This window comes from Mesorhizobium sp. Cs1321R2N1 (genome assembly GCF_037179725.1).
GTDB classification, from domain to species: domain Bacteria; phylum Pseudomonadota; class Alphaproteobacteria; order Rhizobiales; family Rhizobiaceae; genus Mesorhizobium; species Mesorhizobium salmacidum.
Genome location: NZ_JAPYKP010000002.1, coordinates 14037 through 30780, shown reverse-complemented (window position 1 = coordinate 30780; position 16744 = coordinate 14037). Strand labels below are relative to the sequence as shown.

11 protein-coding genes and 1 pseudogene are annotated in these 16744 nt (G+C 58.9%); 3 read left to right on the top strand and 9 right to left on the bottom strand.

Annotated elements, in window-relative coordinates; translation table 11 throughout:
* Positions 1-424: 424 nt before the first annotated feature.
* The 8 genes and pseudogenes from O7A61_RS00795 to O7A61_RS00765 all read right to left on the bottom strand — a co-directional run bounded on the left by O7A61_RS00795 (position 425) and on the right by O7A61_RS00765 (position 8681).
* Positions 425-2611 carry a xanthine dehydrogenase family protein molybdopterin-binding subunit gene (locus O7A61_RS00795; protein ID WP_337127984.1) on the bottom strand — a complete coding sequence of 729 codons (2187 nt, stop codon included), beginning with the start codon at positions 2609-2611 and terminating at the stop codon, positions 425-427.
* 10 nt (positions 2612-2621) lie between these two features.
* Positions 2622-3083, bottom strand: coding sequence for a (2Fe-2S)-binding protein (locus tag O7A61_RS00790; RefSeq protein ID WP_337127983.1), 462 nt, complete (start codon positions 3081-3083; stop codon positions 2622-2624).
* A 542-nt stretch (positions 3084-3625) separates the two neighbouring features.
* Positions 3626-3890, bottom strand: a pseudogene (locus tag O7A61_RS32525) (transposase); the annotation flags it as partial.
* 52 nt (positions 3891-3942) lie between these two features.
* Entirely contained in the window at positions 3943-4842 is a 900-nt protein-coding gene (locus O7A61_RS00785; RefSeq protein ID WP_337127982.1) for an NAD(P)-dependent oxidoreductase, read from the bottom strand.
* A 124-nt stretch (positions 4843-4966) separates the two neighbouring features.
* A complete protein-coding gene (locus O7A61_RS00780; protein ID WP_337127981.1) occupies positions 4967-6460 on the bottom strand; it encodes a multicopper oxidase family protein in 1494 nt (497 codons plus the stop codon).
* 503 nt (positions 6461-6963) lie between these two features.
* The gene (locus tag O7A61_RS00775; RefSeq protein ID WP_337127980.1) at positions 6964-7620 is read right to left on the bottom strand and encodes a response regulator transcription factor; all 657 of its coding nucleotides are present in this window, start codon (positions 7618-7620) and stop codon (positions 6964-6966) included.
* Between the two features lie 95 nt (positions 7621-7715).
* Entirely contained in the window at positions 7716-8237 is a 522-nt protein-coding gene (locus O7A61_RS00770; RefSeq protein ID WP_337127979.1) for an ATP-binding protein, read from the bottom strand.
* Between the two features lie 54 nt (positions 8238-8291).
* Positions 8292-8681 (bottom strand): response regulator transcription factor, encoded by a 390-nt coding sequence (locus O7A61_RS00765; protein WP_337127978.1) that lies wholly within the window; start codon positions 8679-8681, stop codon positions 8292-8294.
* Positions 8682-9307: 626 nt separating this feature from the next.
* On the opposite strand from O7A61_RS00765, the gene O7A61_RS00760 reads away from it, so the two are divergent.
* The 3 genes from O7A61_RS00760 to O7A61_RS00750 all read left to right on the top strand — a co-directional run bounded on the left by O7A61_RS00760 (position 9308) and on the right by O7A61_RS00750 (position 11892).
* Complete coding sequence (locus O7A61_RS00760; RefSeq protein WP_337127977.1) at positions 9308-9922, top strand: AraC family transcriptional regulator; 615 nt, start codon at positions 9308-9310, stop codon at positions 9920-9922.
* Positions 9923-9987: 65 nt separating this feature from the next.
* Positions 9988-10284 (top strand): hypothetical protein, encoded by a 297-nt coding sequence (locus O7A61_RS00755; RefSeq protein WP_337127976.1) that lies wholly within the window; start codon positions 9988-9990, stop codon positions 10282-10284.
* A gap of 135 nt (positions 10285-10419) precedes the next feature.
* Positions 10420-11892, top strand: coding sequence for a trypsin-like peptidase domain-containing protein (locus O7A61_RS00750; RefSeq protein WP_337127975.1), 1473 nt, complete (start codon positions 10420-10422; stop codon positions 11890-11892).
* A 207-nt stretch (positions 11893-12099) separates the two neighbouring features.
* Here O7A61_RS00750 and O7A61_RS00745 read toward each other — a convergent pair whose 3' ends face one another.
* Positions 12100-14760 (bottom strand): PAS domain S-box protein, encoded by a 2661-nt coding sequence (locus O7A61_RS00745; protein ID WP_337127974.1) that lies wholly within the window; start codon positions 14758-14760, stop codon positions 12100-12102.
* Between the last annotated feature and the right edge of the window lie 1984 nt (positions 14761-16744).

The following is a 16744-nucleotide window of genomic DNA, read 5'->3' as shown; positions in this document are numbered from 1 at the left end:
ACTTTGAAGGAGGCGCAATCATCGATTGGTTGACAAGATTGATATGAACGCGCTGCCCGTTGCTGCGGCCAGTACTCCCCCGTTCGCAGACCATGCATAAGGCTGCATGCTGACCACCGAGCGTGAGCGCCCAAACCGTGTTCGCGACGCGTGGGGCGAACGTGGCGTCGTGTTCAACATCACTCAGATCCCTTCGCGCCGCCCAGCTGTGCCATAGCCATTCCCGGCACACTGCGAATTAGCGCTGCCTTCGATTACACTCGGATCCTAGAACCTGGCGGCCGCGGGCCATCTCCTCTCGACGCAGCGGCGTCAGACGGGCATTCTTGTGGATGTTCATTCGGTCCTCCGAGAATCACTGAGGCTTCGACAGCCTCAGCTTTCTCGGTCGGGGCCGAATGGACAACCTCCTGGAGGCTCACAGCTAGTTGAGCGCGGGCTTTACCTTCGATGGGGTAAACGGCACCGAACGGAGCCGCGCGCCGGTCGCCTCGAAGATGGCATTGCTAATTGCCGCCGGTACGACCGCACAGGACGGTTCGCCGCCGCCCCATGGTGGCTCGTTCGGTCGATCTATCAGATCAATCACCACGTCGGGAACTTCGGGAAAGGTCAGGATCGGATAGGTGGCCCAGTCGAGGCTGGTCACCATGGAGTGGTCGAAGGTCACTTCCTCTTTCAGCACCCGGCTCACCGTCTGCACGATGCAGCCTTCGATCTGATTGCGCAGTCCGTCCGGATTGACGATCTGGCCGCAATCATGCGCGATATAGAAGCGCTGGACCGCAATCTCCCCTGTTTTTCGGTTGATGCGCACCTCTGCGACGGCGCCAACATAGGTACGGACCAGCTCGTATTTGACATAGGCGAGGCCGCGCCCGGCAACGACGTCCGCGCTCCGATTGGGCTGCGGCCGCGCACGCCAGTTGCTAAGCGTCGCGAGTCGCTCCAGAAGCTCCTTGCCGCGCCGGTCGTCGAGATGATGGAGGCGGTATTCCAGTGGATCGGCGTGCAGTTCCGCGGCGATCTCATCCATGAAAGACTCGTTCGCAAACGTGTTTTGCAGCCGTCCAGGAGAACGGATCCAGGACGGCTTGAGCGGCGTCGATTCGAGCCGATGCGCGGTCGTCTTCACGTTCGGAAAGGTGTACGGGATGGCGAGATCGTTGAGGACGCCGCCCGGGCTAAGCTGGCTCAGATCTTTCAGACCGGCAAGACCGGCGCCGACAAGCTCCACTAACGTGGGGCCGCCTTGAGGAATAAACAGCTCGGATTCCCATGCGACGAGCTCATGACCCTGATCGATGCCGGCATGCATGTCGAGAAGAGTGGGCGGCCCCTTCGGATCCCAGCCATGCTCGTCGGCGCGCATCCATTGGACGCGGACCGGACTGCCTACCGCCCGCGCCAATAGAGCCGCGTCCGCCGCCGCGTCCTCATGGCCGTTGCGGCCATAGCAACCGGCGCCTTCGACGTAGATACAGCGAACCTTTGCGTCCGAAAGCTCGAGCATCGCCGCTAGTTGCTTGCGAAGATTATGTGTGGCCTGGGAGGCGGTCCAGCAGGTGACAGCGCCTTCGCTAAAGGAGGCGACCGCACAGGATGGGCCGATGGAGCCGTGCGTGTGTATAGCAAAATCATAGGTCGCCGAGAGTTTGCGTGGCGTCGCTGCAATCGCCGATGTCGACGAGCCCACATTGCTGAGGATATCGTCATGGACTATCCTCGTCTTGCGGACGTGATCCCAGAGCTGCGTCTGGTCAGGCAGCCCTTCCCATTTCGACCATGTTACGGTCAATTGCTGGGCCGCCTTAACCGCGCTCCATTCGGTTTCGGCGACAACGCCGAGGAAGTTGCCGATGCGGACCACTCGGACAATGCCAGGGATGTCGCTTATCGACGACTCCTCGTAGGAGACGAGTTTCGCGCCGATCCCTGACGGCCGGATGACGCGGCCGTGCAGCATGCCCGGGAGCTTGAAATCCTGCATGTAGGTGAAGCGTCCATCTACCTTCTGCGGAATATCGAGGCGCGCGACCGGCTTTCCAACAATCGTATATTCGGAGACCGGTTTTTCGGGAGCGTTCGGATCGACGTCGATGGCGAGCGAGTCACCGCTGACGAGCTGACCGATCGGGATCTCGTGGCCGTTGGAGGCTCTCACGATCCCGCCTTGGACCGAGAGCGACGAAACCTCAACCTTAAGCGCCGTAGCTGCCTTTCGGAGAAGCGCCTGACGCGCGGTAGCCGCCGCTCGCCGCAATTGCATTCCACCTTTCTCGATGGAATAGCTGCCGCTCGTGGTTCCCTGGTCCGGCGTCAGCGCCGTGTCGCCCTCGATGATTGCAACTTGGCTCATCGGGACATCGAGCTCTTCTGCCACAATCTGCGTGAGGGCTGTGCGCACCCCTGTCCCAAGGTCGACTTTGCCGGAGTAGACTGTAACCTTGCCCTCACGGTCGACCGCAAGGAAGCCCTCGACGCGGTCGGGCGATACGCTCTTCTGCGGCGCGGCCGTTTGAGCCCTTGCACGCTCGGGGACAACACCAAAGGTTACAACAAGAGCCCCGGCCGCAAGCAACACAGAGCGCCGGTCTATGATGACGGTCATGACATCCTCCTCATCGGCCAGCCGCCCGCCTCACTGCGCGGACGATGCGCAGATGCGTGCCGCAACGGCAAAGGTTGTTTGCCAATTCCTGCTTGATTTCCTGGTCGCTAGGCTTTGCTTTGCGCCGTAGCAGCGCAGCGGACTGCATGATCATCCCGTTGATGCAGTATCCACATTGGACGGCCTGCTCATCTATGAAGGCCTGTTGCAGGGGATGGCGGTTTGCATCGGAGCCGAGCCCCTCGAGAGTGACGACCTTGCTGGCTCCAACCGAAGAAAGTGGCGTTACGCACGACCGCGCTGCCTCGCCGTCGATCAGCACGGTGCAAGCCCCACACTGACCCAGGCCGCAGCCGAAGCGCGGTCCACGCAGTCCAAGCTCGTTTCTGAGCACATAAAGCAGTGGAGTATCGGGATCGGTGACGGTGACCGACTCCATCCTGCCGTTCACGTTTAGGTCTGTCGTAGCCACGTAAGTTCCTCTACCAGTCTCTGGGCAAAACAGGGTGGTCCGACTGAGAGTGTAGATATCGCCCGGCAGATATCTTTGTCCGTATTGCCGCGATTGGTTCGGTCTTGCCCTGAATGCTCTGGCGGCAGCACTCGTCCTGCTCTCGCGTAAGGCCCGAGCTTGCAACATCGGCTCAGGGTCGTAGCGGCGGCACCATGAATTCTGGTCCAATCGGATTCTTGATATCGCGCAAAGGATGCGATCAATTTCTAATGTCGCTCGCATCCAGCTGCCAGCCGCCCACCTGATCAATAAGCCGCAGCTGGTCTGGATGACGAGCACCCACAGCACGCTGTTGTACCTAGTGGAGCATCCAGCGCTGCGAGGTGGATGGAACTTGGGATCGATGCGGCGCAGATCGTCGCCGTTGGTCTCGGGCCCATCCTGCCGACAGCAAACCGCGGCACAGCGTCCACAGCCGAACGTCGGTGTTGTTATTACGGCAGTAACGCAGGATCTCTGAGTCACGCGGCGCCGTTGGGCGCCCGCGGCTTCGGGTTTCCGACGCGGCGGCCGCTCTTGCCGGCATGCGCCAGCACGTTGAACCCGGCCGTGCCAGGCGGCGCACAGCACCTTCGGGACTGTGCCTTGAGGCCTCCGTGGGCGTCGGAGACGAGTGCTTAACGCCGCGCAGCCCGGCGGGCGGTCAGATTGCGGAGGAACTCTCCAGATCGGATGGGCCTCAAAGTCCCGACCTCAATGCCGAGCACCTCTCGCCGAGCATCGGTATTGACGGCGATGGACGGCGAGCGAGACGATGCGCCCGCCGTGGTCGGCCGATCGCGGCGAACTCTCGATATGCGTGTGCATCGCCAACCTGTTAACTCGCACCGGCTTCACTGATTCGCGTACCTGCGTCCTTGGCTGCCAGACCGCCGATCGCCGACCAGTCGAGTTTGTCGCCGCCATGGGCGAACAAGGTAAGAAAGCGGTCACGCAAGAGGCTCGCGAGCGGCAGTGGCACGCGCAGATCCTCGGCGACGGCCAGCACGAGCCGAATGTCCTTGTACCCGAGCGGCGCGGCGAAGCCGGCCGGCTCAAACGTCTCGTCGGCAACGAGCGCGCCATAGGTTTTGTAGACGGGCGCGCCGAAGAGTGTTGATGTTAGGATGTCGAGATATTGATGCTTATCGATCCCGCCTTTGCCGACAAGCGCCAAGGCCTCGCCGAGCGACTCGAACACGGACGCGATCAGAAAATTACCGCTCAGCTTGACGAGATTGGCCGCTTTCGGCGTTTCAGAGACCACGAACGTTTTCTGGCCTATGGCGTCGAAGAGAGGTAAAGCAATTTCGATGGCGTCCGGTGCGCCCGCGGCGATCACAAACAGTTGGCCGGCGGTTGCTACATTTGGCCGTCCGAACACAGGCGCTGCGATGAATTGCTGACCGGCTTCAGCGTGATCGGCCGTCAGCCGCTCTGAAAGTGCGACACTGATCGTGCTCGCCGAAATATGGACGGCACCCTTCGGAAGGTTCGCCAGTATACCACGGTCCCCATAGACCACGCTCTCGACGGCGTGATCGTCCGCCAGCATCGTAAACACGACTTTACCCTTGCACGCGTCTGAGACCTGGCTTGCGGCATGGGCGCCCTTATGGCGGAGGTCTTCGTCCTTACCCGGTGTCCGATTGTACACAGTCACGTCGTGGCTCGCCTGGAGGAGGTTCCCGGCCATGGCGGCGCCCATGTGCCCCAACCCGATGAATCCAACTTTCATTTGCGTATCCTTTCAGGGCAAAATGATTGAACTGGCCATGGCATCGACCCAGCGGCCTTGAACAACGGCCATCAGCGTGAACGCTTCGGGACGTAGCCCTAGAGCTACCGAAAATGCCGGCCTGTCACGCGACGACCTCGATAATTCCCATCATTCCCTTGTCCTCGTGATCGACCGCGTGACAGTGATACACGAACCGGCCTACGATTACGGGGTCCGTGAAAGGGATCACTACTTTCAGCATACCCGGTCCGGCATGGGTGGCCGGCGGCACAGAAAACGTGTCGCGAAGGCTGTCCTCGTTCTGTGGGATTCCGTTTAGCTCGGTCACCATGAACGCTGTCTGGTGAATATGGAAACTGTGGTATTGTTGGTCGTTGTTGATGATGGTCCACTCCTCAGTGTCTCCGAGCTTCACGGTTTGATCGACGCGGTTCTCGTCCATCATGCGTCCATTGATCATGAAATGCTGCCGGTCGGGGGTCCTCGAATATACAAGGGTGCGACTGCGCGCGACTGGTGTGGATCGCACCTCATCAAACCATCGCCTACCCTGCACATCATGGCGCAAAACCGCGGCCTCGATGTCCGCAGTTGCGGTCGGCGCCCCGGCAGAAATTACGCCCGCGATCCGTTGTGGAGGACTGGGCTTCCGCCCGGCCGAGTTCTGGAACGGGATGGTCGTCATCGCGTATTCGCCCGATTGCGGACCAATCGCTATCACATCGATCCGCTCGCCAGGTCCAAGAAAGAATTCGGTCAGCTTACGTGGTCGGGACAGCGGATGACCGTCGGTCGCCAACACGTAGAGCGGCATGCCTTCGATGTGGAACTTGATGAAGAGAGTGGCGCCGATGTTAGCAATGCGCCAGAACTGCAGCTCGCCAGGCTGGATCCGCACATGAGGATTAAGCTGACCGTTGACGGAGATGATCTCGCTTTCTTCGCCAAGCTCGACATGCTTGAAGAAAAAGAAACGCTCTGCCAATCCGCCAAGGATGGGAAAGAGCTGCTCGGACCCCTCGACCACGATGCCTCCCGACATTCCACCCAGGATTTGTTTGGCCACAAATCCGTGCGCATGCGGATGATACCAGAACAGGCCTGGCCCCTGGCGATCCCTGACGGGAATATGAATCTTGTAGTCGAACTCCTGGCCCGGATGGACATGGATAAATACATTGTCACTATTGCCCAAAGGCGAAACCGCCATCCCATGATAGTGCAAATTCGAGGGATCATCAGGAAGGCCGTTCCTGAAAGTGATCGCCATTGTGTCGCCTACTCGCACCCGTAGCAGCGGCGGCAGATAGGCGCGGTTATAAACGAACCCGGGAAAAGCGAAATCACCGAGCTTCACACGATCAGCTGTCGCTGTAAGTGTTGCTTTGAGGACTCCATTGTCACTGCGGATCTCCGCCGGTTGGATCAGTTCTTCGGCGGTTTGGGCTCTTGCCCACTCAGTCCCAAGCAATACTGTGCTTGCCGCAGGCGCGATGGAGAGCGGAGGAGCCGCCAGCGGCAGACCGGCCATTGCCTTAAGAACAAAGCGCCGATTGTGACGTCTCGAAGAACTTCGCAGCGCATCCGCTTCACCAACTCCGCTTCTGTTTGTCATGGCCTGTTTTGCCCTCGTGAATTCGGTTCCAATAAGGCCGCCCGGATTCGGGGCGGCGCGGCGGAGTTCGAAGTAAAAGCGCCCAGAACACTGACCGGTCGTCTCCGCAGGAGTGCCGAAAGGGCTACGCATGGGGAGGGAGCATGCGATGCCTCAGTGGTTTGCGGGACACTTCCATGGAGTGCGGCCATTGTCCTGGGCACCGCGATCTTCGCCGACTGGAACGGCGTCGTATTCTCAGAACGCCGCTGTTATTTCGATTTCGCCCGAATACTCGGCGGCGCCAGCTACATCATTGGACGCATCACCCTCCCTCTCTTCAACTGGCCGACGAAGCGGCGCCGGGTTTGAGGAGGTTCTCGAGTGAACGGGACTTAATCGGCGATGGCGAGGCAGGAAGCTGCCCATCTACTCGGCCATCAGGTGTGGCTCACCTGGTAAGACTGGCGCGAACACCATCGCATCGATCGAGCGCGCGCTTGCGCAAGTCTTCTCGACGGTCCTCAGGAAACTGGATTGGAGCTCGAGAGTCCCAGCCGCTCCGAGATCCGCACGAGGTCCGCTAGAGTACGAACCTCCATTTTTCGCATGACATGCCCGCGATGAATTTTGACTGTGATTTCGCTAAGACCGAGCTCGCCTGCGATTTGCTTGTTCATCAGGCCCTTTGTGACGAACGACATGACCTCCCTCTCCCGCGATGTCAGCGTTTGGTAGAGGGCCTTAGTGGCTGCGGTCGATTGCTCCTCGTCACATCTCTTGCGGTCACGTTCCAGAGCCGCGAAGACCGCATCGAGCATGTCTTGATCCCGGAACGGCTTGGTAAGAAAGTCGACCGCCCCTGCCTTCATGGCCCGTACCGACATGGGTATGTCGCCGTGCCCTGTCATGAAGACGATAGGGATAGGGATGCCTGATCTCGCCAACTGGCCCTGGAAATCCAGGCCGCTCACGCCGGGAAGGCGGATATCAAGAACAATGCAGCTCGGCGCCTCAAGAGGTTTGCTCTGCAGGAACTCGGAGGCAGAAGCGAACGTTTCGACCTGCAGTCCGACCGACCTGAACAGGCTGCTTATGGCTTCCCGCAAGGCGGTATCATCGTCTACGACATAGACAATGTTCGGAGTGGAGATCGAATTTCCGTTGGCCCCGGCGGTCATGAATTGCCTCCTGCAAGGCTGGTAACCGGACGACGAAGCATGCACTATTTCCCAAATTTGTTCCAAACGGATACGGACCCGCGGGTCTCGAGAAATCAATCGCAGACCTCATGCCGTTCCCCTGGCGACGTGAAAATGGCAAATGGAGCGGCAGAGACGATACCGATATTACCCCGGTTGATTTCACCTCGACAAGAAGGGCTGGCTAATCGCTTTCGCAAGCGATCTTTGCTGCCGATCAGGGCAGCAACTTGGCTCGGGAGGTATATCGAAATCGTCGTTCCTCGGCCGACAGCACTCTGCACATCGATGTGCCCGCCCCACTGATCAACGAAAGCTTTGGCCATCGGCAATCCGAGCCCAGCGCCTTTGGCTGCCGGGTTTGCGGAAAAGAACGGCTCAACCGCTTGTGCCTCGACCTCCTCGGTGATGCTGCAACCACTGTCGCCGCCGCTCGTATGTCGATCGCCGGGCTCAACTGCCGGCCATCGTCGACGGCCCGAGCTATCTCTGATAGGTATTTCGCATATCGACCTTGGTCGAAGTCTTTCGGCCGTAGCAGATCCGGCCCGCTGCCAATTCCAAATTTTCCGGTCGCCTCGCAATTCTCGATCCATTCCAGGCATTCTTCCGCCTTTCAGTTGCGGTACCGGCCACAATGGCCCTTTGCGCTACGGATGACGTGTTTCATCTGGCCTGCTGTCGCTCTGCGCATTTACCGCCTTACTTACACATTCCAGCATTTCAGTGCCATCGAAGGGTTTGCTGAAGAAGGCCAGAGCTCCCGCGCAAAAGGCCTGGCGGCGGTCCCGCTCTTCTGGGTAAGCGGTGATGAAAATGATCGGCCTTTTATAGCGTCGTGCCAGAAGCGCATCCTGGAGCTTGAGACCTGACATCCCAGGCATCTGCACGTCTGTGATAACGCAATTCACCTGATTCAGGCGAGCCGAATCCAGAAGCTCCTCGCCTGACGCGAAGGAGATAGCTTCGTACCCGGCCGAGCGCATCAGATTGGCGGTTGATGTCCGGACCGCACCATCGTCATCGACGATGGCAATCAAAGGGATTTGAGGCACTTCATTGTCTTTCTGATCGGTCCGAAGGGATCCCTCTGTCTCTTCCCCTCTATATCCCGACAATACAAAAATCTGGACTGCTTAGGAACCATACAAAGGTTTGCATCAGCTGGAGATGGCCATAGTAGCAACGACATGGGCGCGATATCGGCAACACGAACTCCGTGGACAGGAATACCAAAGTGTGCGGCCACCCATATCAGGAGATGATCCCTGTTAAACTCATATAGAATGGAGAAAATCTCAGCGAGTTGTAGTTTCGGTCCATGTCAGTTGAGGTCAACTGAAGCCAGTTCGGTAGCCCATTCGGATTTGTTCGGGAACTACGGCATCGTGATTGATGATGGGCAGGAATTTCAGGAGCTACTCCAATGCAGCAAGCGCGTGCGTCTGAGTCTCATGTTGGTCGATCAGGGCAAGAGTACCTGGCTCCTCCGCGTCTTCCGGCGCCAATTGTCCGCGTTAGGGGAGCACATGCATCCGACCCATCAAGTTCATTCCCTGACAGTCCAGACCTGGCAAACTCGCCGGAGATCTCGATCATTCTCGAGCATCTCGACCTTCTCCTTTCGGTAGCTGGATTGCCGACAGCTCGTCCGACTGGCGACGACTTGTTCACCGGCAATGGCACGGCGGCGGGCCTGCTAAAACCGGCCAGCGGAATCCAGCAACCGGCCGATCCCATCGTCGAACAGCTGTCGCAGGCGCTCGAGGCTGCCGAGTGCAGCCAGGAGGATTTCGCCTGCCTCTATGCAGATTCGCTCCGCCTCGCCCTTGTCGCTCGGTTGCTTGCCTTGCACGATCCCGCATATCGGGGGAACCAGTGTTCGCCCCAGCCCCGGAACACACTCCCCATGTGGCGCCTCAAGCGCACCGCCGAGTACATCGAGGCAAATCTCGGAGAAACGATCACATTGGGCGACATGGCCGCGGCAACGGGGCTCAGCCGGATGCACTTTGCTGCCCAATTTCGTGCTGCAACAGGGATACGTCCGCACGAATTTCTTCTACGGCGACGTATCGAACGTGCCAAGGAAATGCTCGCACAGACCCAAACGCCGCTGGTTGAGATTGCCCTCAACATAGGCTTCCAAACGCAATCCCATTTTAGCGTCGTCTTCAAACGTTTCGTCGGCGAGACGCCGAACCGTTGGCGTTCAATCAATTCGGGAGAGACCCGTGGGCGAACCGCCGGTCACCGGACGCTCGCCACTTCCCGCACCTGATCGCAACTGGCATCTCCTGCGGATCGATCGCAGGAGAATGGCGAAGAATAGCCAAGGAGACCGAAATGAAGAGCAAGCTCAAATATTGGCAGGTTTTATCGATCGTCACGGCAATCATCACCCCGGCCTGTGTGGCAGGCTCCTCGCTGACTGCATCGGCTCAAGGCGGCGAAACCGCTGCGGCGATCGTTGCCGACCAGGCTCGAAGCCAGGGTTTCCCCTGCAAGGGGCCGATCTCGGCGGAGCGTCTCGATGCCGAATCTGTACCCAACGAAACCGCTTATCTGCTGCGGTGCGACGCCAGGGCTTATCGGGTGCTTCTCATACCTGACCAGGCTGCCATTGTGACGAGCGTGGGTTGAGGCACCTGAACTCACGCAGCTGCCCGACTAATCAATTGGGTTCTCCGGACCTCGGACCGCAACCAGCCGCGGCACCAGAGCTCCAGCCATACTCAGTCTCGGCTGGTTGTTCGTCCATCAGAAGGAAGATAAGCCATGGTTAAGTACATCAACTCCCGTCAATCCAGGCCACAAGCTTACCGTTTGGGGGTCACGGCGGCCGTTCTCGGATCTGTTGCACTGCTTGGTGGGACGCTGGCGCTCCATGAACTCGGCTTTTCAAGACAGGCCGATACGGCGCAAGCCGCCGAACCTGCTGCTCCACCCGACGGCTTTGCCAATATCGTGGCTAAGGTCAGACCGGCTGTCCTGTCGGTGCGCGTGATAATCGATGAAACCCGAGAGACTGCAAGCACAGATGCAGGCCAAAGCCCGGCTGTGTCGCCTGATTCAGCCTCGTCAGGTGAACACGGAGTGATCCTCGGCGAGGGATCGGGTTTCTTCATCTCGGCAGATGGCTACGCGGTAACCAACAACCACGTGGTCGATCATGCCGAGGCCGTCGTAGTGGCCACCGGCGACGGCAAGAGCTACAAGGCCAAGGTCGTCGGCACGGATGCCAAGACTGACCTCGCCCTGATCAAGGTTGACGGTCACGATTTTCCGTACGTCAGATTTGCCGACCGGCAACCGCGCGTTGGTGATTGGGTGATCGCGATCGGCAATCCGTACGGTCTCGGCGGTACTGTCACTTCTGGCATCGTTTCCGCAGAAGGACGCGACATCAATGCCAACCCCTATGACAACTTCATTCAGATCGACGCCCCGATCAACCGAGGCAATTCCGGCGGCCCGGCCTTCGATATCGAGGGGAATGTGATCGGCGTCAACACGGCCATCTTCACGCCCTCCGAAGGCTCGGTCGGAATTGGCTTCGACATTCCGGCGGCTACCGTGAAAGCGGTTGTCGCTCAACTCAAGGACAAGGGATATGTGACGCGCGGCTGGCTCGGCCTTCATGATGAACCGATCGTCGCGGATATTGCCGCTGCGCTTGGCTTGAGCAAGGCGAGAGGCGTTCTTGTCGACGATGTGGAGCCTACTGGCCCGGCTATCAAAGCAGGGGTGAAGCCGGGGGATGCCATCACGGCCGTCAATGGTGCTCCGATTGATGCCCCCCTAGACCTGGCGCAGAAGATCGGCGAAATGGCGCCGGGGACTACGGTGTCATTAAGCATCTATCGCAATGGCGAGGCCAAGGACCTGAACATGAAGCTCGGAACCATGCCGGTCGACCGCCAGCCACAGGTCACCGCACCAACCGAGAGCAGGGTTGGCACTCCCAACAAGCAAGATCTTGGGTTTGTGCTAGCGCCTGCAAACCAGACTGCGGGCACCAGCAAGCCGGGAGTGATGGTCGTGTCCGTCGATCCCAACGGTCAGGCAGCGGAGCATGGCTTGCAGGCTGGCGACATCATTCTCGAGGTCGGCGGCAAGACGGTCTCGAACCCCAACGATGTCCACACGAGTCTTGCATCGCTCCGCAACAGCGGCAAGGCCGCCGCGCTGATACGAATCAAATCGGGCGATGCCATACGGTTCGTGGCGCTACCTCTCACAAACGCTTAGCGTAGTCATCCAAACCACACAATCTGCGATGATGGCATCGCATATCGAGGTCATGAACGACAGTGCCTCGCTCATAAGCGCGGCCCTCCCATGGTAGACCCGGCATCAACCACCATGTCCTGTGCCGTGACAAGCTCAGCGTCTTCGGAAAGCAGCCACCTGGTGGTTCCCGCAACATCTTCAGGCATTTCGTAGAAATTCGGGCGGCTAGCTGGCGCGTGGGGCGGAGGCGGTCTCATCACCTTCCGGAGGCAGTGTGAACTGAAAAACAGCACCCCGCGGTTGGTTCGCGGTGGCCCAAAGCCGTCCGCCATGGGCTTCTACGAGCGATCGGCAGATTGCCAGGCCCATGCCCATGCCGTCCGGTTTGGTTGTGTAGAAGGCATCGAAAACGCGGTCCAGGCTCTGAGGGTCCAATCCCGGGCCGCAATCGCACACTGCCACGCGTACCCCCCCATCCGTCTCTGTCTCGGTGCTGATCCGCAGGTTCAGTTTCCCTTCGGTTGTGTTGCTCATCGCCTCGACGGCATTCATGATCAGGTTGAGGAGCACCTGCTGCAGCAGGATACGGTCGCCACTAACCGGCGCCAGATCTCTCGCGAGCTCAGCCTGTAGCGAAACGCGATGCCGCAGCACTTCACTGCGTGTCAACACAATCACATCCCGAACGGCTTCGTTGAGATCGAACCGATCTTTCCGAGGGGGTGCCTTTTTGACGAGAGCGCGGATTCTGCCGATGACGTCGCCCGCCCGGTTGCTGCTTTTCACGATTTCATCGAGTGCGTGCCGTACCTCCTCAACGTTGGGCGGTCGGCCCCCCAGCCACCGCAACGCCGCCTGAGCGTTGGCGAGGGTGGCGGTGATGGGCTGGCTTACCTCATGTGCGATTGAGGCCGTGAGTTGCCCCATGGTGGTGACGCGGTTGACACGTGCGAGCTCCGCCTGAGCAGTTCGCAAGGCCTCCGAGATTAAAATGTGGTCCGTAAGATCGCGTACGACCACAAGTGCGGCTTCGATGTGGTTGGAATTCATCCGCAACGGTGTGTACGACATGGCGAGGTAGCGGCGCCCGAGCGCGGTGGTAAACCACTCGGTGTAGCGTACTTCTTCGCCCTCGAAGCACCGATCCAAATGCGGTTTGATGGTCTGTTCAAAGGCCGCGGCCCCCAAAAGATCAGCCACATGCTTCCCAATGCACATGTTGACCGGCACTCCCCAAAGTCGCTCATAAACCGGATTTACGCGTCGATAGCGATGATCTCTTCCAACCATGGAGATGGCGTCGGGTGAGCTTTCAAATACCTGGCCCGCCAGATACTCGGCGCGTTTGCGTTCTGTGATGTCCTCACAGACGATCAAGATGACCGGTACACCCTTCATCAGCATGGCTCTGGCGGTTTCGCGAACCCAGAGCACCTCGCCGCTCTTGCGGAGCTTACGCAGCTCCCAACTGGCGACTTTGCCGAGTTGATCGAGGCACCTCGTCATATTGCGTTGGGCTTCAGCTCGATCATCTTCATGAAAAATCTTGAGGACGGATTCGCCCGCCAACTCGTCGACCGCATAGCCAAGTTGCTCAGCTCCGTAGGGATTCACAGACAGCACGGTCAAGGTGGTATCGATCATGAAATACATGGTCGGATTGTGCTCGAATACTCCCCTCCACTTTTCTTCATTTTCACGAAGCGCCTCCTCGGCCCGCTTGCGCTTTGTGATGTCCGTAACTGTCACCAATACCCGGTCGAGCTTGGAAGGTCCCGGTGGGAAGGTGATCGCAAAAAGGACCGTCAGTTTGTCTCCCGTCAGTGTTTGAAGCGTCGTTTCGGCTGAAAAAAGGGAGAGTTCTTCTGCGACGGCAATCAGTTCCCCGGCAAACGCGTCCATCGTGTCCGGGGTAAATACGGCATTTAGCGAATCCAGGAGCTGGTTCTTGCTGTGGGCCTTGAACAGCTCAATCGTGGCGTCGTTCACGTCGACCACCTTCGCCAGTGAAATGCATTCTACTACGAACTCCGGATGTCCAGCGAAATAAGCATGGAAGTCTTCCACGCCTTGGGCCTTGAGCTTGTCGATCGCGGCTTTGATCAGAGAAAAATCCTCTTCCCATATCGACACGCCTGCCGTCCGAAAGATGCTTTTGTATCGTCTCTCGCTCTCGCGCAGCGCCTCCTCTGCCCGCTGGCGCTCGGTGATGTCGTTGTTGGTCTCCAAAATCGCGACAGGGTCGCCTCGCCCATCCCGCTGCAATGCCCATCGGCTTGCGACCGCGACTTGCGTTCCATCGCGCTTCGTATGGATCAGCTCTCCTTCCCAGCCGCTGCTGCGCAGCAGCTCGACATTGATCTTTTCAAGCGGCGCGGGAAAGGTCGTTTGCATGAGCTGATGGCACAGGTTTCCCACAGCTTCGTCGCTCGTCCATCCATACAGGCTCTCGGCGCCGCGATTCCAGTAGGTGATCCGATCGTGCAGATCACGCACGAAAATGGCGTCGTGCGAAAGGCCAAGCAGACTGGCCTGTTCGCGCAGTGTTTCTGCCGCTGATTGGCCTTGCACCACGAGCAGGGCCGTCACGCCGATGGCACCGATGCTGATTAAAAGGTTGACAACACCAGGAGCGTCCGGGGCCGCGGGTGCCGACAAAAAATAGCTCAACAAGCTGAGAACAACACACCCGGCGGCTACGAGTACGAGGCCCCGCGCGCGGCAGAATCGGGCAGTCATCAGTACAACGGCAACATAGAAAACGCCAACCGGGATGTCGGCCTCCGTGACGGTGTCGGCAATGAAGATTGCTGCCGCAACGGCGCCGGTTGCAATGGGAGGTAGCGTCTTGCTGGCGCTCCGAATCGGGTGCAACTGGTTTATCATCTTGGCTCTCGCCTGGCGCTCTGCGATCACCGGAAAATTCTACAGAGCGCTAGATGCCGAGCGTTTGCAATGGATAAAACGAATAGCGACATCTTAGGGCTGGTGCGTCCAAGCCGCGGGTCTCAGTGAATACAACCTCAAGTTCTGCTCGGTAGGTGTCATAAGAAAAATTTGGGGAGGATTGCCTCCGCGCAATTGAGTGCCCGGAGCGGGCCATGGTCAACTGGCCAGTTCAACCCGTTAGCTGAACCGTCTGCCTGGCCGCATCATGGCTTGCGCTCCGTTCGGTGGTTTAGCTCCGTGTCCCCAACAGCGCTATGTAAATTTTGCCGTATTTGTTCCTCGCTTGCCAGTTCCGGAGGGCCAAGCCTCGGCACTTTCCGCTATTTTCCGGATAGATCAAGAAAGCCGACACCGAACCTGGGCTGGTTCTCGGAAACCGCCAACGCGGTCGGCGGATCAGGTTTCCAAAGACCAGGACGACGCGCAAAGCGGCAAGCGCACCCAGAGAAGCCGGAAGCAGGAGGCCGCGGCAGGCCTGCGAGTACAATGAAAGCGACCTCCAATCCTTCCAGCAGGACAGCCCTGAACTCAGTCATCCCCGCATCGAATCCAGGCGTGGGCGACGTTGCTGTGCCGCGCTTTCGAGCCGTACCGGGCGCAAAGACGGCATTCTCATCGCGCAACAGAGTGAACCCGCCATCTTGAGTGAGGCCTTTCGCAGCCACCTTATGCCGAACAGATGCAGCATGGGGTACCGACGCCGAATGGAGGAATGTATCGGTACCTAGACAGCAACGGAGCGCTCAGCAGGATTGCGCCGGCCAAGACAGCAAACGCAACCCAGGGCGACGGGGGCGCCATCCGCGAAGCGTCCCTATTGCCAAGACAATTGTGAATGCCTGGACCCTCTCGACGATGGAGCCAAGAAACGCCGCGCGGACCGCGGGCATGACGACAGACAAGGTGGGCACCTAGAGTTCTGTCGGGATCAATAATCGTTACTGGAGTTCACGGAGCCGATCGGACACCAATGTCGCAAAGTTATCATTTCGGCTGGCCGGCCAATTCGGACGCGGAGCGCAGGTTCAGGTGACTGCTTCCACGCTTGTCCCGATAGGCCCCACTTCACCCGTGGATTGGATGATAGCCCTCACGCTTCTTCTGGACCGCCGACGACTGCACCTGCTGTGGTGCTTGGCAGGAGTCGCGAAGAGACCTAGGCCATCCGATAGAATCCTCCAAGGAGTGTTTATCTTGGCGTATTCCCAGCATGCACTCGAGCAGAAATAGTACTGGGAAGGTCGCCGGTGAAACGCAGAATTACAGTTGATACAAAGCATTTTTCTATCTCCGCATATTAAACAAAGCCGATGGTTCCTTGTGCAGCCGAATTGATGCCCCGCCTCGACGACAACGCTGCCCTTCAGCGATCCGCGTCGACGCGGCGCACGCTCCTTATTGGGGAGCAAGAACCTCAACTCGTCGCTAGCTGGAATTTACCGCGTCTGGCATGCCGCTCCATTGTATGCCGGTTTGCGCGGCCTATCTGCTCAGGTCGGTTGCCATATACTTTCGTATTTGTACCTTGGTCATAAACTCTACTCGAGCGGGGAATGGTGTCGCCTGAGGTGGTGCAGCTGAGGTCGTCGGTAGCCCGGGCTCTTCGCTAGGTGCCGGGTCGATCAGCGCTCGGCACTTTGACCGCTCGGCCGAGATGATAGTCGCAATCAAGAAGCCCGCCATCTAAGTCTTTGTTCGCCCATCCCGTCGCCATTCAGCTTCTATGGGTGCACCGAAAGGCCGGAATTCCGATCCTGCCGGATCGAACTGATTTTCGGAATCGGCGAAAACCTCCTTTAGGGAGGCGCCCGGATTTGCTTATTTGCACGGCATCGCAAGCGTCGGACACGCTTGCGATGCCGTGCAAAACGATCACTCAAGCCCCCTCACAGGCAAGGAGCGTAGGGGGGAACATCGTAGC